The sequence below is a fragment of the Pseudoalteromonas translucida KMM 520 genome, from assembly GCF_001465295.1.
Classification (GTDB): Bacteria; Pseudomonadota; Gammaproteobacteria; order Enterobacterales; family Alteromonadaceae; genus Pseudoalteromonas; species Pseudoalteromonas translucida.
Genome location: NZ_CP011034.1, coordinates 1,333,066 through 1,358,864, shown reverse-complemented (window position 1 = coordinate 1,358,864; position 25,799 = coordinate 1,333,066). Strand labels below are relative to the sequence as shown.

13 protein-coding genes are annotated in these 25,799 nt (G+C 45.8%); all 13 read right to left on the bottom strand.

From position 1 onward, the window contains the following. Window positions 1-48: 48 nt before the first annotated feature. A complete protein-coding gene (locus PTRA_RS06450; protein WP_058373125.1) occupies window positions 49-8,346 on the bottom strand; it encodes an LPD5 domain-containing protein in 8,298 nt (2,765 codons plus the stop codon). Continuing rightward, the gene (locus PTRA_RS06445) at window positions 8,336-9,592 is read right to left on the bottom strand and encodes a hypothetical protein (RefSeq protein ID WP_058373124.1); all 1,257 of its coding nucleotides are present in this window, start codon (window positions 9,590-9,592) and stop codon (window positions 8,336-8,338) included. The genes PTRA_RS06450 and PTRA_RS06445 overlap by 11 nt, the downstream gene beginning before the upstream one ends. Window positions 9,593-9,602: 10 nt before the next feature. Further along, entirely contained in the window at window positions 9,603-9,839 is a 237-nt protein-coding gene (locus PTRA_RS06440; protein ID WP_058373123.1) for a hypothetical protein, read from the bottom strand. Continuing rightward, window positions 9,839-10,309, bottom strand: a complete 471-nt coding sequence (locus tag PTRA_RS06435; protein WP_058373122.1) for a hypothetical protein — start codon at window positions 10,307-10,309, stop codon at window positions 9,839-9,841. Before PTRA_RS06435 ends, PTRA_RS06440 begins: the two co-directional genes overlap by 1 nt. A 1-nt stretch (window position 10,310) precedes the next feature. After that, window positions 10,311-10,946 (bottom strand): vWA domain-containing protein, encoded by a 636-nt coding sequence (locus tag PTRA_RS06430; RefSeq protein WP_058373121.1) that lies wholly within the window; start codon window positions 10,944-10,946, stop codon window positions 10,311-10,313. Then, window positions 10,939-11,364, bottom strand: a complete 426-nt coding sequence (locus PTRA_RS06425) for a hypothetical protein (RefSeq protein WP_058373120.1) — start codon at window positions 11,362-11,364, stop codon at window positions 10,939-10,941. The genes PTRA_RS06430 and PTRA_RS06425 overlap by 8 nt, the downstream gene beginning before the upstream one ends. Before the next feature lie 38 nt (window positions 11,365-11,402). Next, window positions 11,403-18,551, bottom strand: a complete 7,149-nt coding sequence (locus tag PTRA_RS06420) for a hypothetical protein (protein WP_058373119.1) — start codon at window positions 18,549-18,551, stop codon at window positions 11,403-11,405. Then, window positions 18,552-20,162 (bottom strand): hypothetical protein, encoded by a 1,611-nt coding sequence (locus tag PTRA_RS06415; RefSeq protein WP_058373118.1) that lies wholly within the window; start codon window positions 20,160-20,162, stop codon window positions 18,552-18,554. Window positions 20,163-20,550: 388 nt separating this feature from the next. Further along, a complete protein-coding gene (locus PTRA_RS06405; RefSeq protein WP_058373116.1) occupies window positions 20,551-21,189 on the bottom strand; it encodes a hypothetical protein in 639 nt (212 codons plus the stop codon). After that, a complete protein-coding gene (locus PTRA_RS06400; RefSeq protein WP_058373115.1) occupies window positions 21,179-24,109 on the bottom strand; it encodes a hypothetical protein in 2,931 nt (976 codons plus the stop codon). Before PTRA_RS06400 ends, PTRA_RS06405 begins: the two co-directional genes overlap by 11 nt. Window position 24,110: 1 nt before the next feature. Continuing rightward, window positions 24,111-24,764, bottom strand: coding sequence for a phage adaptor protein (locus PTRA_RS06395; RefSeq protein ID WP_058373114.1), 654 nt, complete (start codon window positions 24,762-24,764; stop codon window positions 24,111-24,113). Further along, window positions 24,764-25,324 carry a hypothetical protein gene (locus PTRA_RS06390; RefSeq protein WP_058373113.1) on the bottom strand — a complete coding sequence of 187 codons (561 nt, stop codon included), beginning with the start codon at window positions 25,322-25,324 and terminating at the stop codon, window positions 24,764-24,766. The genes PTRA_RS06395 and PTRA_RS06390 overlap by 1 nt, the downstream gene beginning before the upstream one ends. A gap of 3 nt (window positions 25,325-25,327) precedes the next feature. Then, complete coding sequence (locus tag PTRA_RS06385) at window positions 25,328-25,777, bottom strand: hypothetical protein (protein ID WP_058373112.1); 450 nt, start codon at window positions 25,775-25,777, stop codon at window positions 25,328-25,330. Window positions 25,778-25,799: the final 22 nt, after the last annotated feature.

The window sequence follows — 25,799 nt, the reverse complement described above, 5'->3', positions numbered from 1 at the left end:
TACCTGATAGCCCGCTTAATTGCGGGCTTTTTGTTGCTCTTGTAAAAGTTAATCCTTACTAGTTATGCGGTTAAATCGACTTCTTATTTCCCTCGCTGATTCATTGTCCATTATTAATTGAGCTCGTTTTACAGCGCTTTCATATGATGTGTCCGATAAATTAACCGGCGGCACTCGCCCTTGCAGTAAAAACCCAACATTGCGCTTGCTAATACCTGCTAACAATAATATTCGTACAACTTGAGGGCGACTTGCTCCGCCAGTTTGCGCGGCCTGAATTAAGCGAGACATTTGCTTAAACGCCTGCTCTTGCTTTGATTTTGCTCGATCTTTAGCCGCACTTATCTCGCCATCTGACACCTTATTGGGATCTCTTAGTACACCGCTTAGCTCTTTTCTAGCCTCTGCAATTGAGCTGTTAAAGTCAAAGGTCCGATAATAAAGGCTAACCTTGGGATCAAATGTTGAACTACGAAATCCCATTAGTGCCAGCATTTCATCAGGCAAACTATATGGCTTACCTGTCGAGCGCTTAACATCACCTGCCGCCATACCAATTCGCCAAGCATTATTTACTGCGCCTGGCGCTAGGCCTAATGCTAAGTACCCAGCAATATCTGCACTTTTACGAATGGCCGTATCGTTTTCTTTATAAACTTGCCCACCGCTTTGCTTTTTATTGCTAAGCACTTCAAGTATTTTCCCTGCAGTTATATCGGCTCCTAAGAATGGCGAAATCATATCGCTTAATGATGATGCTATCGCTTTATCTACTGGCTGATCTCGCATCATCGCTTCTATAGGGCGCTTCCAATATCCGTACGGGTCTAAGAATGACATATCAAAATAACGTAAATTCCCATCGCTATCCCTACCTGCATAAACGAAAGTTGAGTTTTTTTGCCAGTCAGCTGTCATGTCCCTAAGTGCTTCTTCTTCATCATCCGTCACACCAAACATTGCTGCGCTGAGGGCTGATAAAGCAAACATGCCGCCACTTGCCATAGTTATACCTACAATTCGTTTTGCTCCCATAGCGCGCACTTTAGGGTTGTCTGATTTAATTTCGCTAGCTGCAAGCTTGATCATGTTGCCAGTAGTTCTAACTATTTCAGCAGGAAATGAAACAAACGTACCAGCCAGCGGAAATCTTGACAGCCAAACCCCCGCTTTGCCAACGCGGCTATATGTTGGGTAGGTATCTTGTATTCGCTCTGCGGCCACTGATTCGGCCTCGCCTTGCGGCATGCCTGTTCTTATGAGTGCTGCCTTTTCATTTTCAAAGCCGACAATCTTCCAAAAGTCATCGCCAAAGCGATAAAAGCCTGTCGCCTTGTCAGTCAGCCATCGTAAGCTTTCAAATGCAGCTCCACCTTTGCCCTCTAGCATTTGGCTTATCTTTCCGTCGGTCATCATTTTGACCATTTCACCGGCGTTTGCTGAGTCATACAAAACACCTAGCTTAATAAGGCGTTTGATATAATCAGACTCGCCATCAGTAACCTTACCTTTAACTTGCGCATTAAAAGCAGATACGGCTTGCTTCATATACTTTTGATTAAAGTGACCATTTGCAACTGTGAAAAAGTAAGATGACATCACATTACGCATTGCCGTTGTGGGTGATAAAACTGTTTTGCCGTATTTTATAAAGCCATTAATTCGTATCGCTGTATCAAGCCACCCTTCGCCACCACCAGTTCCCATTGCATCCTCAAATGCTTCTTTTATTTCTGGCGTGGTCCACATACCGTTCAGCGGCGAATACACCTCAGATTTTTCGCCCGCCAATTGAACAGTTGCCTCCGGTGGCCGAGTGTCTTTTTCAAAAATAAAATTATTGATGCCCATATCGCGTATTGTACTTAACAACTTGTCGCTTGCGATCATAGAGGACATTTTTGATACTGACTTAGCGTAGTTAATCCGTGGGTCTGCGTACTCACCCAATAAAGCTCTAATTTCTGGCGATATATCTTTTCTCGGTATTAAAGTGGAAAGATCTTTAGAGCCAAGTTTACTCTCAGCAATAAACGAGCCCAGGCTTTCGTAAGCTGTACCAGTTTTTACTATTTCATTTAAAGTAACCTGCGCTTTATTTTGAGCTTCCTCAGCTGCATGTCCATCTCGTTTATACTGGTTAATTAAGTATGTACGGGCATCATCAATAACTTTCGTGGGGATCTTCTTAAACCACTCCTTATCATCAAAGGCCTTATAACTACGGTTTAAATATTTACCTACATTACCTAGCATTTTTTCAAGGCGAGCAGCTTCTTTGGGGTCGGTCACTCCATCCTCTGCCAATCGCTGTTGCAGCTTATTATTTACGCTTGCTACATAATCGCGGGTCAGGCCATCTATATGCTCCCGCATAAGCACCAACACATCGCGCTCACTTTGCCCAAGTGTCGAGCCATTATTTTCGCCAGTTAAAAACTGGTGATATTTAGCCCACTGATCATCAGTAAGCCTGTCAGGATTGATACTTGCAGACTTTATTGCTGAATTTAACTTTCCTACCAGCATTGATATATCAAATTCATGCACAGCCACATCGCGATCACGCCCCCTAACGGCCTGTTTTACTGTTTCCGGCATGTTTCCGCCAGGCATTATCCATCGTGATAATTGGCGCTTTATTTTGCTGCCAGTTGTTTTATCTGTCTCTCTTAACTGAGCGTTTAGTGCCTCCCACTCTGGCATTCTTGATTTTTCAAAGCGGCTCTCACGGTTGATTGCTTTTTTTATAGCCTCTGATATTTTGCTTGATGTTTGGCTGTTGCCATTGCTGGTTGTATGGCTGAATTTCTTATCAGATTGGCTGTAAGCCATTTCAGTTTGACTGCTAGTCATCGGCTCACGCTGCGCTTTAAATCCCTTAACTATACTCTCAAGCATTTCGCGCATTGCGGTTAGCTCTGTATCTTCACTATATGCCAGGCCTACTTTATCAAGCTGTGCACGTATAAAACGTTTAAGTGCTTGCCACCAATATTTAAGCTCGCCTTTGGTGGGCTCGTTTTCTACAAAGCGGGCAAATATCTCTTCGGCTTTTACGTCCTGGCTTGCATCCCAATAGTCGTTGTTTGCGTCCTTCCAGTATTTCTCAAATGCCTTGCGGCCCTTAGTAGCTTTTATGCGATCAATAAATGCTTGCTTAGCATCGGCGCCAATTACTGTATCTAAGCCGCCGTGAGCTATCGTTTCGTGTGCCAAAGTTTTCTTCAAGTCGCTTTCACTGTCGATGTTTTCGGCTATCACATACACTGTTTTACTGTTTTCGCTGTAAGCACCTTTAACTGTCGCACCGTCCAAACTCATACGCCATAGCTTTTCTGCGGTAGCGGTGTCCTCCAATATGCTTACTGTGATCCCGTTAGCACCTTTTAAGCTTTTAACAAACTCATCAGCAATACCCTGGGCTTTCTCAGCGCTTATTGACTTACTAGTGTTAAGGTTTTTAGATTTTGAGAATAACCGTATGCCTTCGCTGGTGTTTTCACTTTCTATAGTGTCGAACAATGTTTGATATGCAGCATTTATTCCCTGTTGCTCTGCTTTATTTGGGTATGGATATGAATTACTGGACTCAAAGCCTAGTGACTCTGCCGCTGTCCACGCATCATCAGCTAGAACATTAGCAAGGTAGTCGTTTTCTATACCTTGCTGGCTTAGCTTGTCTATTATGTAAGTTTCAAATGATCGCGCTGTCATTTCTATTGTCGTTGCCCAATAAGCTTTAGATCGCCTAGTGTCTAACTGCTTTGAGCGCTCAGGCAACCCGCTTTGCACAATGGCATTTCTTACATGTTTAAAAGCGCTTGCCATTTCAGGGCGAATTTCATCTGTTGATAATGTGTATGGCGACTCAGTAATAAAGTCTGTATTAGCCCTTTGCTTGCCAAAGTAATTATCAAGGGCGTGCCACCACTCATGCGCAAGAGATCCTGAGCCTGCCTTTTTGGTAAGATTAATAACAACGCTGTTTGGTTCGTAGTGTGCGGCTGCAGGGTTTTTACCGCCCTTACCACGCGCGCCAAACGCAAGGCCTAGTTTGCCGTTTAAGCTTAACGCCTTTGGTGGTATGTCGAGCGCTTCGGCTAAATCTATTAAGCCATCGTATGCTTGGTTTAAATCCTTTTGTCGCTTAGCTTGCTCTACCCAATTACCAAACTCAACACCTCTAAAGCCAAATGCTTCACTAAACGTTTCTGGTGTTACATTGCCTGCGTAACGCTCAGGTCCCGCGCGCTCTGCATTAACAGGTTTACGCATGCTTGGGGTTTCTTTCATTTTTTGTAGGGTTTGCTCTACTTCCTCGCGATTGTTTTTAAGGTACTCTCTGGCGGTACCTAAATCGTCGAATGACTTTATTTTTAAAACGCCACCTGCGCCTTTCCATCCCAAATAAACATCTTTAGTGTATCGATCACGGTAAACGCTAATTTTGCTTTTCTTGCCACTTGTCGCATTAGATGTGTCGCTCTGCTCCGCTTTGACAACCTTGGTTAGTAGTGCTTGTACGTCACTTAATGTTTCGCTGGCACCGTCATAAACTGGGCGGCCATTGCGCTCTATAAAATAAAATACCTTGCTAGGCGAATATGTTTTACCGCCAAATACGGAAAAACTACCAGAAGAGATACGGTAATCTGCAACGTTTTTTAATGTATCAATATCAGCCTTTGCAATAGAGGGTATGGCGTCAACAACAGCGGCTAGCTTTGAGCTATGGTTTCGCATGCTTTGCATTACAGTTGCTATATCGCGATCGCCGCTCATTAAGTCTGCTGCAAATTCTTTTAAGTCGTTTACTGTTTTTGCCCACCTTGCAACCTTGCGTGCAACTCTTGGTTTTGATGGTATTTCACTGCGCATTGCAGCCATTAGCGCTATAGACTCAAGGCTAGCACCAGTGCTTGCAAGTTCTTTGTAGTTTGGCTCAGGCCATGCCTTGCTTAATGGTAGCTCAGCGGTGTTTTGCTGATCTTGTATTGCTTCGCTAAAGCCGCTCCATGCATCTTTACGCGCGCCACCTAGCTTCTCTCCAAAGTCATCAATACTCTCTTGTGGGCTAGCCTGATCTGGCTCGCTTGCTGGTTGTTTGACTGTTGCTTGATTACTTTCATCTGGATTCGTGCCGCCCTTGGTCTTAGGTGTCGCATTATCGCCGACATTATTGCTTTCGACATTTAAAAGCTCATCAAAAGTCATTCCTATGTTTGCTACCTTGCTTAGCCCGTAACGCAGTGACGTGTCATGATCAAAGCCCGCGCTTCTAGCTTTTCCATAGGCTATCTTGCCATTATTATCATCATTAAATGTTGCTATTGCATCATCGTAATCAGCCTTGCTTTCCTGCTCTAGTTTACCAATGACGTTAGTGTAAGCTTTTTCACCTTGCAGTGATGAATCACGCATGCCACCCATCACCATGCCGCCAACGCGCTTACCTTGCCCGCGTAAATTGCCCCAATCTTCTTTACTTGTTGTGGCTAAGTCGTTACTTGTTTTGCTGATGATCGCTTCTATTTCATTGGCAGCCATGCCATTTACATTCCGATTTTCAGGCAAAGAAAAACCGCTCTTAGGCGGCTCTGTTTTTTTAGCGGGCTTAACGGCTTCTTTTATTGGCGGTGGCGTATCATCAATGCCAAACTCTTTGCGCAGCTCTTTATGCGCCATGCGGTTAATGCTCTCTGGCGTATCGTCGTTAAACTTTTTATAAGTTTCAAACGACGACTCAGCAAGCGCTCTATCAATAGCTGGCTCGTAACCTTCTTCTATTTTGGCCATGGCAACGTCAAAGCCTGGCGAACCTTTTTTTAGCCCCTGCTCTTTAGCTTGGCTCTGCAACCATTTCGTTTTGCTTACCTTTAATACTGCGGGCAACTCAGCCTCTGCCCGATCTAATTTAGGTGCGGCATTTGTTACCGGCGCGGTAGGCTCGGCACTTTCATTTAATTTACTGATTTTTGCGTTTTCAGTATCATTCTGGGTATTTAATTTACTAGAAATGGCCGTTTCATCGTTATCAGCAGTAATTAATTTACTATTATCGCCCTGCGTTTCAGTGCTGGGCATTTCTTTGGCCAATGGTACCAACTGCTCAATAGGCGCATTTAAGCGAGTTACTTTTACTGGCTCACCTTTTTCACGGGCGGCTAACCACTGGTGATGGCCGTCGAGCACATAGCCATCATTCGATACAAGTATAGAGCGATTACCACCTTCAAACTCCATTGCCTTTTTAACTTTGGCCGGTGAAAACTCTTGCTGCGTTGGCTTTAATGAGGCTGCTGCTACCTCGTCTTGCTCATGACTTATGTCACGCGCTTTCATAAAGTTAACCAATGCGCCGCGATTTTCCGCTTTAATTTGCGGCATTTCTGCCCTTGGAATATTTTTAGTTTCGCTTTGCTGATTAAACACAGTCCATTCACTATCTATTGGTTCGCCCGCTAAACTGGCAGCCGGTTGCGTACTTTTAGTATTGTCCGCACTTATATCCGGAGCTGCATTAGGTGCAGCACTTATATCGCTGCCTTTAATCTCCCAGCCAAAACCATTATCAAAGCTAACTGCTTTTGTTTTTTGGCCTGCTCTGCGTGCTGCGCGAGCTTCTTTACTTAGCAGTGCACCGCGTTTAGTTTTGAATGGCTCGCCATTTTTAGAAACGTTAACCCCACTATTATCGTCAGCAAAAATAATATCTTTTTGTGGCAATAAGTTTTGTGAGTCTTTACCAGCTTGCTTTACCTGCTGTGCTGCACGCTGCTGCGGCCTGCCATCTTCACCAAAAATAATATCTTTTTGCTCAATGCTTTTAGGCTGCGATTCAAGATCTACTTGGGCTTGCTCACGCATTTGCCGGCTTTGTGTTTGCTCTGCCGTTGGTAACTTACCTTGTTCTGGCACTGTTTGCCCATCAATAGGGGCATTGTCTATGCTTTGCGCGTCTTGCGCCTCTGGCCCCAATAAATCGCCTTCATGCTGGTACTTTATTGGGCTAAAACGATCTTCTGGTGTTGGTGATTTATCAAAGGCCGCCGCCTTTACTCGCTCGTCTACTGTGGGCGCATTGTTGCCTGCATCTAAAGCGCTTAATGACTGTTGCGCAGGGCTTGTAAGCATATCCCCATATTGGCCGGCCGCTTTATTTGTTTGATCAAATCCCGCCTGTCTAGCTGCTGTTGGCGCATCGAAATCCACTTCATCATTTTGAAAAATAGGTGTTTGCGTATCTTCGGGTATGGTTGGCTCCATGCCCGCTTCTACCGACTCCACCGCCACTGGCTCCGCTGCTGCTGCAAACAAAGGATCGTCAATGCCAAATTTTTCTTTCATGGTGCGCGCAACAACTGCGGACGCCTCTGCTTCACTTAGCCCCTGCTTTTTAGCGGCGTCATATTGCTGTTTACGTACAGTATCAATTGCCTCACCGTGGCTTGCGCCTGCCTCAACAAGTTGATCTACACCTTGCTTTACCGCTTCGGCTGTTTTTTTCTGGTATCCCATTACCTTTTGCGCTGACTCTGAGCCAGTACGCATTACGCCACCGACCGCAAAACCACCTACAAATGCTTCGTCTAGCCCTTCAAATTCATCAATGCTTTTACCTGCGCCCCATTGCGCTAGTGCCTCTTGACCTGTCTCGGTTAAGCCTTCGCCTACAGCGCCTTTGAATATGCGCTTAGCAAAACTTGGATCGCGTACAGCATCTACAAGCTCTCCCTTGCCCATGCGCTTAGCGGTTTCTACCACACCATCTTTTAAAATATCTTTGCCAAGTTGGCCCATGCTTACCTTGATACCTAAACGCTCAAGTAGCATTTGAGCGGCACCCGATGTAACAGCTCTTGCCGCGTCTTTTTCGCCTTCTGGCTGCTTTTCATAAGCCTCATGCGATAAACCGCCAGCCATACCAAGCGCGCCTATTCCAGTAGCAGCGCCTGCCATGTAGGGTAGCGAGCCAGCCAGCAATTCGCCGGTATAGCTGGCTGCGTCACCAAACCCATCAATATCTTTATATGATTTAACGGTTGGCTCGTATGCCTCCTGCTCTTTAACATTGCGATCGATGCCTTCTTGCGCCCATTTAGAAACTGAGCCACCTTTGCCAATTGCCTTTGCCACCGACTGAGAAAACGAGCCCTCTTCGTGATCATCTGGGTTTTCGCCTGTGTCAGTAAAGCCCTTTACTGCGCGGTAACCTAGCTCTTCAACTTTATCAACTCCCGCTCCAAATGCTGCCGCCATCCCACTTTTAGTTTCTGGCTCAGCAAAGGGATCAACAAACTCAATTTCTTTATTTGTAAATGGATCTACTATTTTATTGGTCATTTGATAAATACCCTTGCTGAATGGCTATTTGTGTAGCTTGCTGTTCTGATAAATTTTTGTTCGCTTCCATGAATTTGGAGATAACGCCCTTGGCATCAACGCCATCTATTTTACTAATGTATTTAACAGATTCATTTGTCTGATTAGAATTTGTAGGCTTGCTGCTAGATGATGTACCGTAAGACTGCTGTAGCTGCTCTATACGCTCTTGATAAAGCTTCTTAACTCTGTTTTTAGCTTCCTCTCTACCACCATCATCAAGGTAGTCCAGGTCTGATCCGCCTTCGATTTTAGCGAGCGCTTTAGTCATTTCATCTTGTATCGAGTTGAGTTGCTTTTGATACCCATTATCTCCACCTTTGCCGGCGCTTGCTTTCGTGCCACGGCCAAAGTTTGCGGCGACCTCTGCGCCCATTTTGTCCCAATACTCAGGGCGTTCCATCATATCGGCCATCATGGCACGCGTTTTTATAGTGTTTACAAGCTCTTTCGGCGTGTAGGTCATTACCGGATCGTCGCCGTCAGACGAGCGCCCTTTGGTCATAGGTTTTATTTCTTGTGATCCATTTGCATACGTCACCTTGAGCGCCAGGGCTACGCTACCGTCCTCGCGCTCGGCCGGAACGAACCCGGCAAAATCAACACTGGCAATTTTAGAGTTAACCTTTTCATCGAACTGTCCTACCGATTGACTTATCTTGTCTTTAAAAACATTGTTAAATAGATTTAACGTTTCTGGCGAGTTGGCTTCTGCCATGTTGCCGCTCTTGATTACGTTATCAAGCTTTTCACCCAGCCCTTTAACTTCTGCGCGGTACTGTGGGTTCATATAGGTTCTTGGGTCCATACCTTTGTTTCGCTCTAGCACATCGCTAAGCTCTTCTGGTACCTGCCCCGTTTCTCTGAATGATTGCCATGCGACGGGTATTGCCTGCTGATCTTTTTGCCATTGCGCTTGCTGGTTTTTGTAGTTTTGCTGCCACTTAGTCTGCTCCTTATTCGCCGTTAGCGCATCGTTGCGGTAGTTATTGGTACTTTCCGCTTGACTCTCTCGCCACGTAACATCGCTTTCGCGGTTTTTACGGCTCTCTTCATCCATTCGGTTTTGTCTTTCAATGCTCTCACGGTAGCGCTCTTCATTACGCTCATCCATGATAGAAAGTCGAGCCTTGTCGTCCTTGCGCGCCTGGTGGCGCTCCATCATTTCAAAGCCTTTTAATGCGCCGTCTACAAATGCACCTGCCATAAATTACCCCTTAAAGTCCGCCAGCCACTAAGCCAATTGCGCCGCCAATAGCTGCGCCCCAAGGCCCACCAACGGTAAAGCCAACCATTGCGCCCGAAGCTGCACCGCTCATTTGCGACGTTTTTTTCTGCGTTTTTATGCCTTCATTGGTTATGTCGCGCTTTTGCTCCATATCCGACAGCGTTTTTAATGAGTCGGTCGCTTTGCCTTTCGTGCTTTGGCCCGATTGCATAATTGAGTAAGACATTATTTTCCACCTATATCAGCTAGGGATTGTGGCGCGCCGCCTTGCCCCGTTAAAATTTTATTTTGCAAATCATCTACAGACTCGCGAGTTTCGTTGTTGATTGAAGCTGTAGTAAGCCCTTTTAGTAGTCCTTCATTGGCACTGCCTTGGGCTGTTTCTTCGGGTGATAAACCATATCGGCCCAAGCGCTGCGATTCAGCAACTTTGGATTGAGCAAAAGCATTGTCTATATTTTTCTCATTGCGCTGCATTTGCTCGTTCAGTAGCTTGTCACTGGTAGCTAGGCCAAACAATTCCTCTTGCACCGGTAAAAAACGGTTTTTGTAATCTTCAAATTGCTGGCGCGTTAAGTCGGCTAGCGCGTTTTGGTACTTGTCTGTGCGTACATTTCCCGGATCAGCATTAGCAAGATCCGCGTTTTCCACTTGGTTCGTTGCTGAGTCAACCGTACCGCTGTATATGCTAGCCATATTAACCTCCCCCTGTTAGTGCATTGTTTATATCGCTGGTAGTTGCGGCGTTAGTATTGGCGCTTGGCGTTACTGTTCCGGCGGGCAGGTTTGAGTAATAACTACCTGCAGCACCTGCAACAGCTCCCGCTGCGCCTATGTAGCTATCGCTTATAGCCTGGTTGTTTTTCGCATCGCTAAATGCCTTTTGCTGCGAGCCATACGCTATATCACTAAGCGTTGCCGTCGCTTGCTGAGATTGCCCCTGGCCCATTGCCATGATGTTGCTCATCTTGCCTATGTAACGGTCCTGCCCAGCAACTTGCGAGCGAGCAATAGCATCACTCGTTACAGACGCTTCGCCGTCAGCCATATCGCTAACAGCGTTTTTAAACTTGCCGCTATTGGGGTTTATCCCGCTAGCCTCCATATTTGCTAGCGTGTTATTACTCGCTTCTGAAAATGATTTTTTATAGCCAAGGTTGGTGTTTTCAGCTATATCGCCGTAAACACTTTCATCATTAGATTGCTTCGCATCGTCAATAACCATGTTTTCAAACGGCACAATTTTCTCTTGATAAAGCTCCCATTCCTCGGCGTACACTTTCGCAAGCTCCTTTTCATATTCAGTTTCTTTTACTTCGTTACTTTTACCCATTATCAACCTCTAAAAAGTGCCGCCATATTGTTAAGTTGTCGCGCTCGCCACTGCGAACCCAGCCATGCAGGGGGGCTATTTTGTTAAAACCGCGCCTGGCGGTTGCAAATTCTATAAAAGAAGCGTTACCACAACGGGCAAGCCTAATGATATGACGAAGGTAGCGTTGCACTGCGTTTCCGCCATGGCAAGACGCAATGGTCACTTCAATAAATGTATTTTTATCAATGTGGCGCGGCCATAAAACAACAAAACCATCGGGTGCTAAAAACAAAAAAGCCCGCTCATTTGAGCAGGCTTTATTTATTTCAGAGTATAGGTGTGGGTCGTTTGCAATATTACCTATTCGAGTTATTGGCTCTTTAAGCCGGTCGCGGTGGTTTTCCCACACAACACATTGCAGATACGATTTTTCCATTATGGTAAAATATTAACCTATATTGGGGGGTTTATCCATTATGAAATTGTAGAACCCGACTTGAATACTTGGCACACCACATTCTGCGCTCGCGCAGTCGCAGTGCTTGAACTGCTGCCGCCCACCTTCCTAATCTTAACTGTTACTGTCCTGGTGCTATTGGCGGGTATGGTTGCAACTAGTGGCATTGATATTGCCACGCTAGATCCTGTACTTGAATGAGAACAAAGATATTTGTCTCGCGCCCCTGAGTAGCCGGAAACATATAGAAGCACTTCAACGTTGGGAGCCGATCCGCTAGCTCCTGAGCCTGTCGTTTCCACCCCGCAAATCATCACGTTTCTTGTAAAAGGAAGTGCCGACACTGTAAATGTTACCACTGTTAGCTCCGCCGAAGATGAGGTTGTTACAAACGATGTTGATTTTGACTTTATATCAGTTACATCGCCCTCAATATTGTTCGCATACACGGTGCCATAAAAGCTCGCGTTTTGACCAAACAACGAGTTGATATACGCCGTATCTATTTGCGCACTACCAATAGCGCCGTTGGCTATATAGGTTGTAACGTTTGAACTCAATATTTTACTAAGTCCAGCAAAAGGACCTAGTGACGGCTTGCCGGTTATGCTGTTGTAAGCGAGCGAGTTTAAGTAAGCCAATGAGCCAAGCGCGGGCGTGCCTGTTACCTCATTATAAGACAGTGAGCTTTTAGCGGCTAAAGCCCCCAGGCCAGTTACTTTTGATGAAGGTATGGCACCGGTAGACGACATAACAACATTGCCGTAACTGTCTTTAATAGTTACCGACTCAAGCGTCGCGCTCTTAGCAAGCATGTTGCCGCCAGGGTCAATTGAAAAGTTATTGCTCCTTGCGCCATTGGCGGGATTGTAGTTGATAGACGGCGACGTAAAGCGGGAGCCAACCAGTATACGATTAGATAATAAATCATCTGTAACCAGGCTTTTTATAAATGCCTGGTCAATTATCGCCGTGTTAATTACCGTTTTACCGCTTGAAACTGCAAATACCGGTGTTAAGTTAGTAGGATCTTGATCCGTTATAATCGCAAACTTAGCGCCCTTAACTGCAAAGATAGGCTCTACGCCGTCGTTCACTAGGCCAATACTCGACTGCAAGCCGTTAACGCTGGTCTTTACGCCCCACAAAGAAGAGAATTTACCGTCATTTGTTGCCACGGTTTCGCCAAGTGTTTGCAGGCTGGCACCCACACTGTTACCGTTTTTGTCCTCAATAGCGGCTTTTAGCACCTGGCTGGCGCTACTAATTGCGCCGTCAGTGTTTGTTTTCGTGTAGTAGTTGGCCTGTAGTACCGCGCTTAAGTCGCCAATATCATCACCCACACTTGATTCAAGCGTAGTTACTGCTGAGCTAATGGCGCTATCTGTTGCTGTTTTAGTGTAGTAATTTGTTTGCAGCCCTGAATTAACAACGCCTATATCAGTGTCAATTTTAGAGCCTAGATTAGTTACTGCTGAGCTAAGCGCACTATCCGCCGCTGTTTTAGTGTAGTAGTTTGCCTGCAATACTGCGCCCAAACTTCCTATATCACTATCCAGCGTAGACTTTAAGGTGGTTACTGCTGAGCTAATCGCGCTATCCGTGGCTACCTTAGTGTAATAGTCCGTCTGCAAAACCGCATTCAAGTCGCCAATATCGCCATCAAGTGTTGACTTTAAAGCTGTAGTAGCCTGGCTTATTGCACTATCTGTATCGGTTTTTGTGTAGTAATTCTGCGACAATCCAGCGCTTAAGTTGCCAATATCAGTATCAATTGTAGACTTTAGCCCGGTAACAGCTGAGCTTATAGCTAAGCCTGTTTCAGTAGTTGTTGAATAGTTAACGTATAAATCAGCACCAACACTTGATCCGTTAGGGTCCTCAATGGCGCTTTTAAGTTGCGTCGTCGCTTCTGCAATGGCGCTATCTGCCGATGCCTTTGTATAATAATTGGTTTGTAGCTCTGCCGTTACAGTCTCTAAAGCTTCATCGTCGCCGCCTTTTATGGCAGCACGCAAAGCCATATCTGCACTGGCTATTGCCTCGTTAACGTCTGCGCTAGTGAAGTAGTTATTTACTAAATCAGCCTTAACATCGCCAACACTGCTATCGAGCTTTAATAAATCCTGTGCGGTTGCCTGCGTCTTGCTGGCAAAAGTCTTTTGTAGCTGGTAAAGGTTTGAGTTACTTTCGTCAATCGACGTATTTAGCAGGGTAATGGATTCGGCTAGTGCTTCTTGCTCATTAGCAAAAACAGTTTGCTTGTTGATTATATCAGCCTCGGCTAGCGCTCTTCTGCCTTGCCCCAGGTCATTCGCTAATGCGTTTTCAATTACCGCTTGTGCGCTTGGCTCAAACTCTGCCCTAAGTTGCTGGTTAGTCGTTGCCGTTGATTTGTCCGCATCCACCTTAGTTTGAAAGTCATTAAATAACGTAGCGCCCAGGCTGTTGCCTTCCGGATCTTCAATCTCACTTTTTAAAACAGTTGTTGCCTGGCTGATTGCCGTATCGGTATCTGTCTCTGTGCGATAGTTGTTTTGCAGATCTGCGGCCACCTCGCCAATATCACCATCCAGTGTGGATTTTAATGTTGTGGTTGCCTGGCTTATTGCCTGATCCGTTTGCGTGCTGGTTAAATAATTAGTCTGTAAGTCTGAGGCTACCGCACCTATATCGCCGTCCAGCGTAGATTTTAACGCCGTAGTCGCCTGGCTAATGGCGCTGTCAGTGTTAGTTTTCGTGTAGTAGTTAGTCTGCAAATCCGATGCTACTGTGCCAATTTCGCCATCAAGTGTAGATTTTAGTGCCGTAGTTGCTTGGCTTATTGCGCTGGTTGTATCTGTCTTGGTTGAGAAATTGGTGTAAATATCTGCCGCTAAGCTATCTCCGGCAGGATCTTCGATTGCGCTTTTAAGTTGCTGGGTTGCCTGGGATATAGCTAAATTTGTTTCTGCTGTCGTAGAGTGGTTGTTCTGCAAGTCCGCCGCAACACTTCCTATATCGCCGTCTAAAACAGATTTAAGCGCTGTAGTAGCTTCGCTTATCGCCTGGTTAGATTGCGTGCTTGTTAGGTAGTTAGTTTGTAGGTCTGCGGCTACTGAGCTTATATCATCGTCTATTGTCGATTTTAATAAGGTATTCGCTTGGCTAATGGCTTCATCTGTTTGCGTGCTAGTTAAATAGTTAGTCTGCAAGTCGGACGAAACCGCACCTATATCGCCATCGAGTGTAGATTTTAGCGCTGTTGTCGCTTCACTAATGGCGCTAGTTGTATCAGCCTTGGTTGAAAAGTTAGTGTAAATATCCGCCGCTAAACTGTCGCCGGCGGGATCTTCAATAGCACTTTTTAACTGCTGGGTCGCTTCTGAAATGGCGAGATTTGTTTGCGCTGTAGTAGAGTGATTGTTTTGCAAGTCCGCAGTAACGCTACCTATGTCACTATCTAAAACAGATTTAAGGGCCGTTGTGGCCTCACTTATCGCGCTATCTGCTTGAGTGCTTGTGTAGTAAGCATTAAACAAGGTTGCGCCCAGGCTACTACCTTCCGGATCTTCAATAGCCGATTTTAGCAGTTGGTTAGCCTGTGCTATTGCGCTGTCCGCATCCGTTTTGGTGTAGTAGTTTTGCTCTATTCCTGCACTAAGTTCGCCTATATCACTATCAACGTCTGAGCGAAGCGCAGTAACAGCCGAGCTTATAGCGCTGTCCGCATCGACCTTAGTATAAATGTTTTCATAAATTTCAGCTGATAAACCGGTGACGCTTGCGTTTAACTGCGTGGTTAGCTCGCTTAGTGCGTTATCAGTATCAGTTTTGGTGTAGTAGTTCACCTGTAGGTTGGCGGCTACACTATCCCCTGCAGGATCTTCTATTTCAGATTTAAGGGCCAAAACCGCATTAGCTATCGCTTCTGTTGTCGTGGCCGATGTGTCATAGCTATTTAATAGCGTTGCTGATACGTCGCCTATGCTTGACTCTAGTTTGTTAAACTCCTTCGCAGTTGCTAGCACGTTGCCAGCATACGTTTCTTTCAAGGTATATAGCTCTGCCTGGCTGTCGCCAAATTCAGAACGTAGCGCAAAAATAGACTCAGCAAGCGCGCCCTGATCATCAACAAAGGTTTTCTGTTGCGATATTATCTCTGCTGCAAATTTTAGCTGCTTGTTGTTTGCCTCATCATTGGCAAGGGCGTTTTCAATAACCGCTTCGCTTAGTGGTTGGTACTCTGCCCTTAGCTGCGTATTAAGTTCAGCCAATGCGCCGTCGGTGTCTGTTTTGGTGTAGTACCGATTAAACAGTTCAGCACCCAGGCTATCCCCTTGCGGATCTTCAATAGTTGTCTTTAGTAAGGTTGTCGCCTCACTGATAGCGCTATCTGTTGCTACATTGGTGTAGTAGTTAGTTTGCAGGTCGGCTTCGATGGATTGAACGGCGTCGCTATTGCCATCATCAATAACCTGCATAAGCTCAGATCTAAGCGCGGTAACGCTACCGGCTATGCTGCTATCCGCATCCGTTTTGGTGTAAAAGTTGTTATATACATCAGACTGCAGGTTATCTAGGTTAGTGTTTAGCTGTGTGGTCGCTTCACTAATTGCCAGGTTAACTTCTGTCTTAGTTGAGTAGTCGGTAAAAAGCGTAGCGCCCAGGCTGTTGCCCTCTGGATCTTCAATCTCAGATTTTAAAAGCTGCGTAGCCTGGCTAATGGCTGAGTTGGTGCCTACTTTTGTAAGGTAGTTATCTTGTAGCTCAGTAGTTACATTACCTATATCACTATCAAGCGCTGATTTTAAAGCCGTTGTAGCCGAGCTTATCGCGCCGTCCGCTTGTGTTTTTGTGTAGTAGTTAGTTTGCAGGTCCGCACTAAAGTCCTGGAATAAAGCGGTGTCGCCATCCTCGATAACCTTGCTTAATTCAGATCTGAGCGCAGTTACACTTCCTGATATGGCGGTATCTGCCTCAACTTTCGTATATACGTTTTGGTAAATATCTGCTTCGGCACTATCAATGTTCGAGTTCAGCTGCGTAGTTGCTTCACTAATAGCTTGGTCTATATCTACCGTAGTAGAATATTCAGTAGCCAAAGTCGCACCAATGCTAGTGCCTAGCGGGTCCTCAATTGCTGATTTTAATAACTGTGTCGCCTGGCTTATTGCGCTGTCTGTGCTGGCTATGGTGTAGTAATTGCTGCCCAGGTCCGCACTTATCGCGCCAATGTCACCATCCAAGGTTGATTTAAGCTCAGTCGTCGCCTGGCTTATAGCCTCATTTGTAGTTGTGGTAGTCGAGTAGTTATTAAATAAAGTTGCGCCAACACTTGAGCCTAACGGGTTTTCTATTTCAGATTTTAAAAGCTGCGTCGCTGCTGATACCGCCTGATCCGCTTCCGCACTTGTATAATAATCGCTTGTAAGTGTGGCATTTATTGTATCTATCTGATCGGTTGCGCCGGTAATTTCTGAGCTTAATAGCGTAGTCGCCTGGCTTATTGCGCTATCCGTATCGGTTTTAGTGTAGTAATCGGTTTTAAGTGAGGCCCCTATACTATCGCCTTCCGGGTTTTCAATATCGCTTTTTAGTTGCAAGCCATAAGCCGCAATGGCGCTATCTGTAGCAATGCTTGTGTAATAGTCGTTGTTTATTAATGCGCCCAGGCTGGTACCCGCCGGGTTCTCTATTGCTGATTTTAGCTGCTCTGCTGAAAAGCTAATCGCGCTGTCCGCATCGACTTTAGTGTAATGCTGCGATTTAAGTTGAGCGCCAACACTGCTACCCAATGGATCTTCAATTTGCGCCTTTATATCCTGGGTCGCTTGAGCAATTGCCTGATCTGTAGTTGTTTTAGTGTAATAGGTACTCTCTATATCACCAGATAGCGCTAAGCCCGACTCTTCTATTTCAGTGCGTATGGTTTGTGACGCGGCGGCTATCGCTTCGTTTGCTTCTGTTTTAGTTAAAAAATCAGACTCAATACGGGCATTCACATTTTCTAAAGACGATTCAAACGCTATTAGCTTTGTCGTATTGCTTTGCCAATTGGTATCATTTACCGACGCGCTTTCAATTAGCTGCCTAGCTAAAGTTTCGCTGCTTGCTTCTACCGATTCAACTCTTTGTTTTGCTGTATCTGCAATAGCTTTGATTTCTGCTGATTCGCCAGTTAAGTCTATTAAGTCCTGGCGAATAGCTGGTATCTCAACATTTATCGCACTAACATCGCTTTTAATGTCCGGTATTTCTAGCAGGTTTTTATCAACGTCTATTCTTAACGCTGGAATATCTACCAGGTTTTTATCAACGTCCGCCCTTAATGCAGGAACATCTACATTTAGCTGATCAATGTCAGTCTTTAATTTTGGTATTTCAGTCAGCTTTATTTTATCAACATCAAGCTTAAGCGGGGGTATTGCTGCAAGGTTACTATCAACATCAACGCGTAATGAGTCAGCGTCAATGCGCAGTTGGTCGGCGTCGGCTCCAAAGCTATCAACGTCTACTTTTAATTTCGGTATCTCAACCGTGATCACTTCGTTTAAAGTAAAATCTATTTCCGGTATCTTCCCTATTTCAGACGTTAGGAAATCCCCCAGGTGCGAGCCTTCAATTTTCCCGCCTATTTCATCAAGTATAGACGCCGCAGACTCAACAGTTTTAGCATAGATACCTTTTGCGCCCTGCGTAGGGCCTTTCATATCAGCAACGTTTACAAAGCGAACCCAATAGTAAAATTCAGCACCCATGTTTACTGAGTCGCTAAATACGTCCGCCACTTCGGTAGCTATAAGCGTAGCTGTGTTGTACGCGTCTGTTTCGCTGCGCCAAATTTCAGCGTAAGCGTGACCTCGATAAGTTGGGCGGTCCCAGGTTAGTGCTATAAACGTAAAGCCGCCGGTAGCGCTAAGGTTTACTGGTGCGTGCGGGCGCTGAATACCACCTACAACAATGGGTAAGCCACCGCTATTGTTGCCACCCTTTGCGCTATTGATTAGCGCATTGCGTTTCATATCATCTAAGTTAACCAGGTCCTTAACTAATAGCGCGCGGTTTTCACCACTACCACGTTGCCCGGTTAATATTTCAATGTTCTCTGTGATCGCGCCTTCTGATTGGCTTTGCTTTGCCTTTCGAGCAATACCCGAAAAGCCACCTTTTGTTAACTTAGCCATTTAAGCCGCTACCTCTTGCATCGTTGTCGCAATCGACACGCTATGAATTGTACCCTTGCCGTAAACTTCAAAGGACCATGAATTACCGCGCGTGTTTGGCAGTCTAAATGCTGATTTAGGTATTTGCCCTGGCGCTAAATGTAATACCTCCACTTCGTCGGCGTAAATGCGCAGCCCTGCAAGCTCCGTGTCTACGCCTTTTACCATTGCACATGCAAAGCTTAGGTCGTTAGCTATAAACGCCTTAGACTTCCACTCGTAGCTCATAACTGCGGGGCCAGCCTCCCACTTGCTAAGGTTTTTACCTTGGCAAATGTAAAGCGCATCATCAACCAGGCTGTTAAAGCCACAATTGGCTGTCGCTGTAAAATGCCTAAAATCGCCATCTGTAGGGTCAAATATAAATGCCTTATCTAAATTGGCACCGTAAAACGCCAGGTAGCGCCCTTCCTGGTGGTACGCCTCAATCGTGCTTGGCTCATATTCCTGCCACTGCTCGCGAGTAATTATCTGCCCGGTAAGCATGGATAGCCCACCACCGTTAAGGCCTATTAAACCATCGGGGCTTGCGTAAATAAGTGAGCCATTAACAATAACCGCCGATCGCGCGCTGGTGCATGACTGGTTAGATTCAAGCTTTTGCCCGGCCATTGAGTCAGGGCTAATGCCACTAAATAAATACGGGTAGCCCTCTGTGAGTACCGCCAGCGTATTGCCAAGTGCTGCACACGTTACTATTTTATGCTCGGTTGTTAGTTGGTACCCGGTAGGCCAGGCATATGGTAAGTAGGACTCACTAAAGCAAACGGTACTATCAAAAAAGCCAGCTAAGATACCGTTAGCCATCGACGTTAAGCCGATCATGTTTTCGTTTGGCATTTCATAGTCGTAAGTATCAAGCGATGATCCCAGCTCGTCGGTAGATATATCGTCAACAAATAGGTTTTGTGAAATAGGAATTTCAGCAACAAACAAGTAATCAGCTATGCCGCCGCCGGTTGCCGTTCGGTATATTCGTCGGTGCGTGATGTTCGACGCGTTCACGTTAGGCGGTGAAAACGATAGCTTTACATGCGTACCTTCTTCATTGGGGTATCTAATATCAATACGCTGCGACGCTTCACCTGGCGGGCCTTCTTCGCCTTGCTCAGTAACAAACGTGTGCGTGTAATAACGCGTTTCATCATCGTTGGGATCAACTTCCTCGGTAGCCGCATCATTAACAATGGCGATTATCGGCACTTCTGGCGACTGAATACCCAGGCGGTAATCATTAGCTGGCATGATAGCGCCACTAAAAATAGTGTTGTTCGTTACCTTCGGGTACCCGTCACCGGTAAAGTAAACCCGTTGCCATGGATCGTTAGCCACCGGACTTGCTACCGCGTTAACCGCTTTATCCCATGAGAACCAATACTCATTTAAGTGCTTGTAAATAGTTTTCGCGTTAGAAATAACGGATATACCAGTCAGTAACGGGCTTTTGAGTGGCGATAAGTTGCCATTATCAAAGTGGCAGCCATAGGCTTTAGCGGCTGATTCGTTAGGGAGCAAGCGCGGATCAACTTTAGGCCGTTCACCGGCAAATGTTTTAACGGATATGGCAGGCATAGTATTCGCTTATAGTTAGATTAAATGTTTAATTGCTGCTGTGGGGCGGGTTATCTGAGCTTGATTACTTTGCTTTCCCATTTGTGCGCGCGCTTGCAATGGTTATCCCCATCAAAAGGGCGCGCTAAAAAGTCAATGACAAGCATTTGGTACCGGTAGCGTTTATCGTGCGACAACCTAAAGCTGCGCGCTGATATAGACTCAAGCCTGGTACCATGACAAATACTGCAAATAGCAATGTCTATGCTATACAAACTATTAAAAGCCCAAGTGCTACCTGCAAATGCAAATACAGATAAAATTACAAAGGGCCATATAAACAAAAGGCCACATAAAATGTAGCCTATTAACGTTCTAAGGGTTTTAAGTGCGGTCAATGTAATTGCCCCTATTCAAAGTAGGCTTTTCGAGCAAGGATAAACTGCAAACCAAACTGTTTAAACTCTGCTTCATCTGCCAGCTCTACAACCTGCTCGCCGGTCGCTGTTTCAGCATTAAATTTAATAGGGAAAAATTGCCCTTGCGCATCAAATTCGGTAGCCAAGTCAAAGGCGGACTTCAAAGCAGATAGCCCGTTTTGGTTGGTTTCGTTCAGCGATACGTTAACGCCTTTTATATCTATACCCACCATCTTAGATAGCTTTCTTTGATACGGCGCTAGCACTTGCTCAACGGTTCTAGCTTCGGGGCGCAATGGCTCAGTAGGTAGGGGCTTAGGCTCTGCTTCGGTTATTGTGCCATCTTCGTTTGCTATTGGCTCAGGTAAGTTAGCGTTGTACTCGTTTGCTTCGTTAAGCTCAACCAAGTAGTTAAAGTAGTCTTGCGCCCAACCCCACTGCTCGCCTAAGCTTACTAGCCCCGCAAACACGTTGATCACTGCCACAGGTTTACCGAGCGAAATTAATCGCTCAATATCTTGCTCAGTTTTAGTGTCTGGTCGCTGTAGCAGTTGGGGCAAACCCTGCTCAGTCAAAACAGGGCCTTGCTCTTCATCTAATACGATGAACTCAATTAGTTTACTTGTCATTTTTTATCCACCCTAATGGTTCTACGATTTGTGCTGTTCCGTAAATAACCTTTGCACCGTTGTCGTCTAGGCGTGTTGATTTACCATCTACGATATGTATCTGATTGTCGTCTCCTACGCCCGCGCCCAAAGCTTCAGCTTTTAGTTCGGTGTACGCGTAGTTTACAAAACCTTGCTGATTATTAAGTACGTTGTAGTTAAGTGCCTTCACTGCTGGATTTTCTGGGATAATAGATAAATTAATAGGTGTGTGGGTGGTTATAGCTTCCTTGGCATCGGTTAATCTCTTATCCGTATTGATACTAAGGCTTAAGGTCTTTTGATTTTCTGGGTACGCTGCGACTGTATATCGGTCTGTAACTTTAGAAATCAAGCTATAACAAAAATCGGATGAACTTTGGTAGTTATTATCTCCCTGAGTAAAGGCTGTGGCGTGAACAACCCCTACCCCTTTTTCCCCACCATAAACGGGGCTATTACTAGCTCCTTCGGTCATCCTTGCCTTAGTAGTGTACATAAGCATAAGGATATAGTCGGCGGATAGACTCGGAAAGCTAACCGTATTCTCTCTCTCTGAAAAGACGGCTAAGCTACTAATAGTATGGCCCGTCCAGGTAACTCCTAAATCCGTAGTTCTGTATACTTTCGTGACGTCCTTAGCTTTTCTGGATAGCTTCCGAGGCTGACTCACTCCGTCGGGCAAAATAGGGTGCCAACTGCCAAGCCATCCGCTTTTCAAATCCTTACAAAGTAGAATATTTGAAGGCGTACCTATAACTTCAGCGTGACTGAACTCACCCGCGATTGAGCTCGCTTCGGGCGTTCGATGAATGACATAAATAGTAGGGGTATCGCCCCAAGCTGCGGGGTAGTATATTGATTTAGAGCGGCTTACGTCATGCGCCGCTGGGGGTATGTCGTCACTATGGATAACTTCTTTAGTTGCACTGTTAACTAGGTAGTAATCCAGCGTCTCACCCGAAGCCATATTAACACCAATATTTCTAAGCCTACTGTCTTGGTACAGGTAATTAGGTACGGCACCCGAAAAGCCATCACTAATCACTTCCAATTTATCTACTTTAGTGCGGGCCAGATTTTCACGCCCGCGATACTTACCGGACTTAACATTCAAATCAGCTTCAACAAAATCTTCTTGAGTTAATCCCCAAGCTGAGTAGCGCATATCACGACAAAGGCCACCGTGACCGCTGGCGTAAATAGTGTCATGGTTTCGGCCATCTGGGCGGGCGGGTTCACTCCCTATACTACCGGAGCCCTGTTGGGCGGTAGATTTCAAGGTGAAAGCCTGCTGTCTAGTCGTCGCCACCATGCCTAGAGACGGTAAACTGCCGATTTCCCTCCAGTCATAGCGATAAGCTAGGTTATACTCATCTAAGGTGCCGCCCCCCCACTTAGCCGTTCCTGAGGGGTTAAAGCTAGGATGGTACGCTCCTTGGTTAAGCCTATTCACAGAGCCGCACACTAGGAAGTAGTTATCCTCTGGAATGCCGTGATTAACATTGGTAAAAACCCCTAAAAAGGGATTTTTGTTTGATGTATGTTCTCGGCCTACGTACGTTGTTGCCCATGCCGGAGGCTCCAACGCGCCACGCGATCCTTGGATTTGCACTGTAGTTGCTAGGTGCTGTGCGAATCCTAATGTGTCTGCCTTTTGCGGTCTAGAAGTTCGCCAGTCACCATTACCCGCACCCGCAAAGCTGCGACCACGGACACACCATTGATAAAATTTACCTGTCGCATCATCAAAATAAATATTGTTTGCGGGGTCGCTAGCTATTTTAATGCGATTAGCTTCACTTGCTGTTTGCCAGTTAACCCCCCGCCCACGTATCGGGGCGTCGCCCTCGAACCATGAAAAGTATGTTTCGGGCCGCGAAGTATCAACAAAGGTTGCCACCCCATTAATATCCCCCGCTAGGGATTGGATCAAGCCATTAGCATAGACAAACGGGTCATCATCCTTCACTTCACGCAAGTACGCTTCAAACCCCCACATATCTACACGGTCCGTAACCACTTTATTAGTTGCTGTTTCACTAGCAAAAGCTATTTCGGGGGTTGCGTGAGTTACCGATAATCCTGTGGCGCTATCGTATGTACGCGTACCATCTTCCGCCGGAGGTAGCCGCACACTGTTATTATCAGTTTCATGGGCCGCCCTGCCTATCTGTCTTAAGTTAGTAACCACTCCACCAATATTGAGTTTCGGGAAATGGGTCACGGACTTGCCAAAGATATTATTACTTACAGGGCTTACCCCTAAACGAAATTGATTAACCCAATGCTGACTTTCCACGGAGGATAAACCTTCCCCTACGTTTTCAGAGAGCGTGGTTTGCTTACCAAAATACACGAACCCACTGGCTGCAAACATTTCGTTATTCACAGCACGTCTAGCTTCAAACTCTACTTTACGCATAGCCCAAGGGAATGGGTGAATTTCATCTAACTCAGCCAAGCGGTTGTCATGGTCACGCACCATCTGCGATGGTGTTTTAAGCGACTGCGTAATGCCGTGACTATCGGTTAGTGTTTCGCTGGCGCTGTTAGAGTTTAACCAGGTACGCAGCTCATCTAAAAACAATTGCTTTTGATTGAACTGTACTGATACCTGGCCCGCAATGCGCGTTAATATCGTGCCGGACGTATTGCGCACAATGGCGTAAGCTTTACCCGTACCTGTGGCACCTTCAAAGCCGCGATCAAGCGTAATGCTGGTATCACTTGCCACCGCAGTTACTTCATACCAGGTCTTTGCATCTAGGGTAAAAATATCACCTACCGCAATAGCAATAACATCGTTTTGCCAGTTAGTTGCTACACCGGTTACTATTTGATTGTTTTTAGTTACGTTTACCGTACCTACGCGATACCACGCGCCTGCGCTTGCTGTCATGTTAGTTGCCCTTTTCTTCGCTCATCATCGCTACGTCAGCCTGGCTCTTTTCGCCTAGCTGGCTTCTAAATGCGTTCATGTGCATTTGGCTCTTGTTTGGGTTAGCCGCATATTCAGCATCTTTCATATACGCGCGGTACAAAACCCATTCAATAATGGCGTTTACATACACATCATCAAGCGCAATAACTTCGCCCGAATCATTGGCCGCTGAATCAATTGCCGGCGGTGCCTTTGAATAAACTAAGGTCAACTCAATGCCAGGCGTAACGCCAGGGTAAACATAAAATGTTTTAGGGTTGCGCTCGTCGTAGATATAAAGCTCTACTTCGGTAGCGGTTTTGCCCGCATACCAGGTATCGTAGTTATCATCTAGAACTTGGCGATTATAAGGGCCACGAATAGCTTTGCCGCTAGCGTTACGCGGTATATCAATTAATTTAAGCGCATCGGCTGGTAATGACTGTTTTACCCCGATAACACATGCAAAGTCGTCAACGTCAACGGTGTAAGAGTCAGGGCGGCGCAATACAATGGCGCGCTGTGCATCGTTTAAGTAATTTAATAGCTCGTCTTTAGGCCAGCGAGTAAAGCCAGGATCGTTTAGTAACTTATTAACGCGCTGCATGATTTCATTTGATGTAATTATAGCCATTAGAAAAATACTCTTGGTTGTGTTGGTCTTTGCTCGCCCAGGGCTTCAATAGCAACCTGGAAGGCATCGCGGTAGCCATCGGTAAAACGGCGTTTAAAGTAGTCAGACTTTGATAAGTCGGTCCATTGGGTGTTAGGCATCATCGACAGGTTCGCGGCTGCACCATCTGCGATAGCATCGGCCCACCGGTTAACAATGGTGTTATCTGCTTCAAATTCATTAGGCAGCATAAATTGCGGGGCGATATGGTAAAACACACGTAATTTTGCAGTAGTGCCGAGCGCTGTTACTTTACCGCCGGTAGATACAGTGTAATCTTGTGCGCTTTTAAGCTCGCGCCCATTAGCATCCAATACAAAATCAACACTCACAAATACATGTTCATCATCAATAACAAGCGCGCCGTCTTGCCCTTGCTCAATTTCTTGAATGCGGGCCAAAAAGCGCGACTCATAACAAAACTTTTGATAGGCGCGACCTAGTTGGTCCTTTGCCATTTGATCAAGAACGCCCCCGCAGCGCTCACGAACTAACGGGATCAAGCTAGATAGTTGCGCCATTGGTTACTCTCCGCCGTTTTCAGTGGCAGTTAGTGCACGTACTGCGTCACGTACTCTTAGCTTGTAAGCAGGTAACGGCTTTTTAGCGCCTTCAATAACCAGATCGTGCGCAACAACGAAGGTATCAAGCTGTGAAGAACTGTATTTGCCCAGGTCGATAGTTTCGCCGCTAATTTCAACGGTAAGGTCCGCATCTTTAATGGCTTTCTGCTTAGCTTCTTCCGCGGCTAAACGCTTTTGCTGTTCCGCTTCTTGCTCTGCTTCTAGTCGTTCAATAACGTCTTTAAGCTCAGACTCAAGAACCCACACTTTTGGGTAACTTAAAAAGCGTTGCAGTAAATCATTATCTACGGGTACCGGCTCTAGCTGTTTAAATACTAAGCGCGTACCGCATACGGTGTCTTTTTTAAATGGCTTGCTGCCAATGTAGACAATATTAGTTTTGGTAGTCATGGTCATTCCCAATAAAAAAGCC

What these genes read in the sequence shown, in the direction of transcription:
- PTRA_RS06450 (WP_058373125.1), bottom strand. Translation starts at nt 8,346, where the DNA reads ATGACCAATAAAATAGTAGATCCATTTACAAATAAAGAAATTGAGTTT.
- PTRA_RS06445 (WP_058373124.1), bottom strand. Translation starts at nt 9,592, where the DNA reads ATGGCAGGTGCATTTGTAGACGGCGCATTAAAAGGCTTTGAAATGATG.
- PTRA_RS06440 (WP_058373123.1), bottom strand. Translation starts at nt 9,839, where the DNA reads ATGTCTTACTCAATTATGCAATCGGGCCAAAGCACGAAAGGCAAAGCG.
- PTRA_RS06435 (WP_058373122.1), bottom strand. Translation starts at nt 10,309, where the DNA reads ATGGCTAGCATATACAGCGGTACGGTTGACTCAGCAACGAACCAAGTG.
- PTRA_RS06430 (WP_058373121.1), bottom strand. Translation starts at nt 10,946, where the DNA reads ATGGGTAAAAGTAACGAAGTAAAAGAAACTGAATATGAAAAGGAGCTT.
- PTRA_RS06425 (WP_058373120.1), bottom strand. Translation starts at nt 11,364, where the DNA reads ATGGAAAAATCGTATCTGCAATGTGTTGTGTGGGAAAACCACCGCGAC.
- PTRA_RS06420 (WP_058373119.1), bottom strand. Translation starts at nt 18,551, where the DNA reads ATGGCTAAGTTAACAAAAGGTGGCTTTTCGGGTATTGCTCGAAAGGCA.
- PTRA_RS06415 (WP_058373118.1), bottom strand. Translation starts at nt 20,162, where the DNA reads ATGCCTGCCATATCCGTTAAAACATTTGCCGGTGAACGGCCTAAAGTT.
- PTRA_RS06405 (WP_058373116.1), bottom strand. Translation starts at nt 21,189, where the DNA reads ATGACAAGTAAACTAATTGAGTTCATCGTATTAGATGAAGAGCAAGGC.
- PTRA_RS06400 (WP_058373115.1), bottom strand. Translation starts at nt 24,109, where the DNA reads ATGACAGCAAGCGCAGGCGCGTGGTATCGCGTAGGTACGGTAAACGTA.
- PTRA_RS06395 (WP_058373114.1), bottom strand. Translation starts at nt 24,764, where the DNA reads ATGGCTATAATTACATCAAATGAAATCATGCAGCGCGTTAATAAGTTA.
- PTRA_RS06390 (WP_058373113.1), bottom strand. Translation starts at nt 25,324, where the DNA reads ATGGCGCAACTATCTAGCTTGATCCCGTTAGTTCGTGAGCGCTGCGGG.
- PTRA_RS06385 (WP_058373112.1), bottom strand. Translation starts at nt 25,777, where the DNA reads ATGACTACCAAAACTAATATTGTCTACATTGGCAGCAAGCCATTTAAA.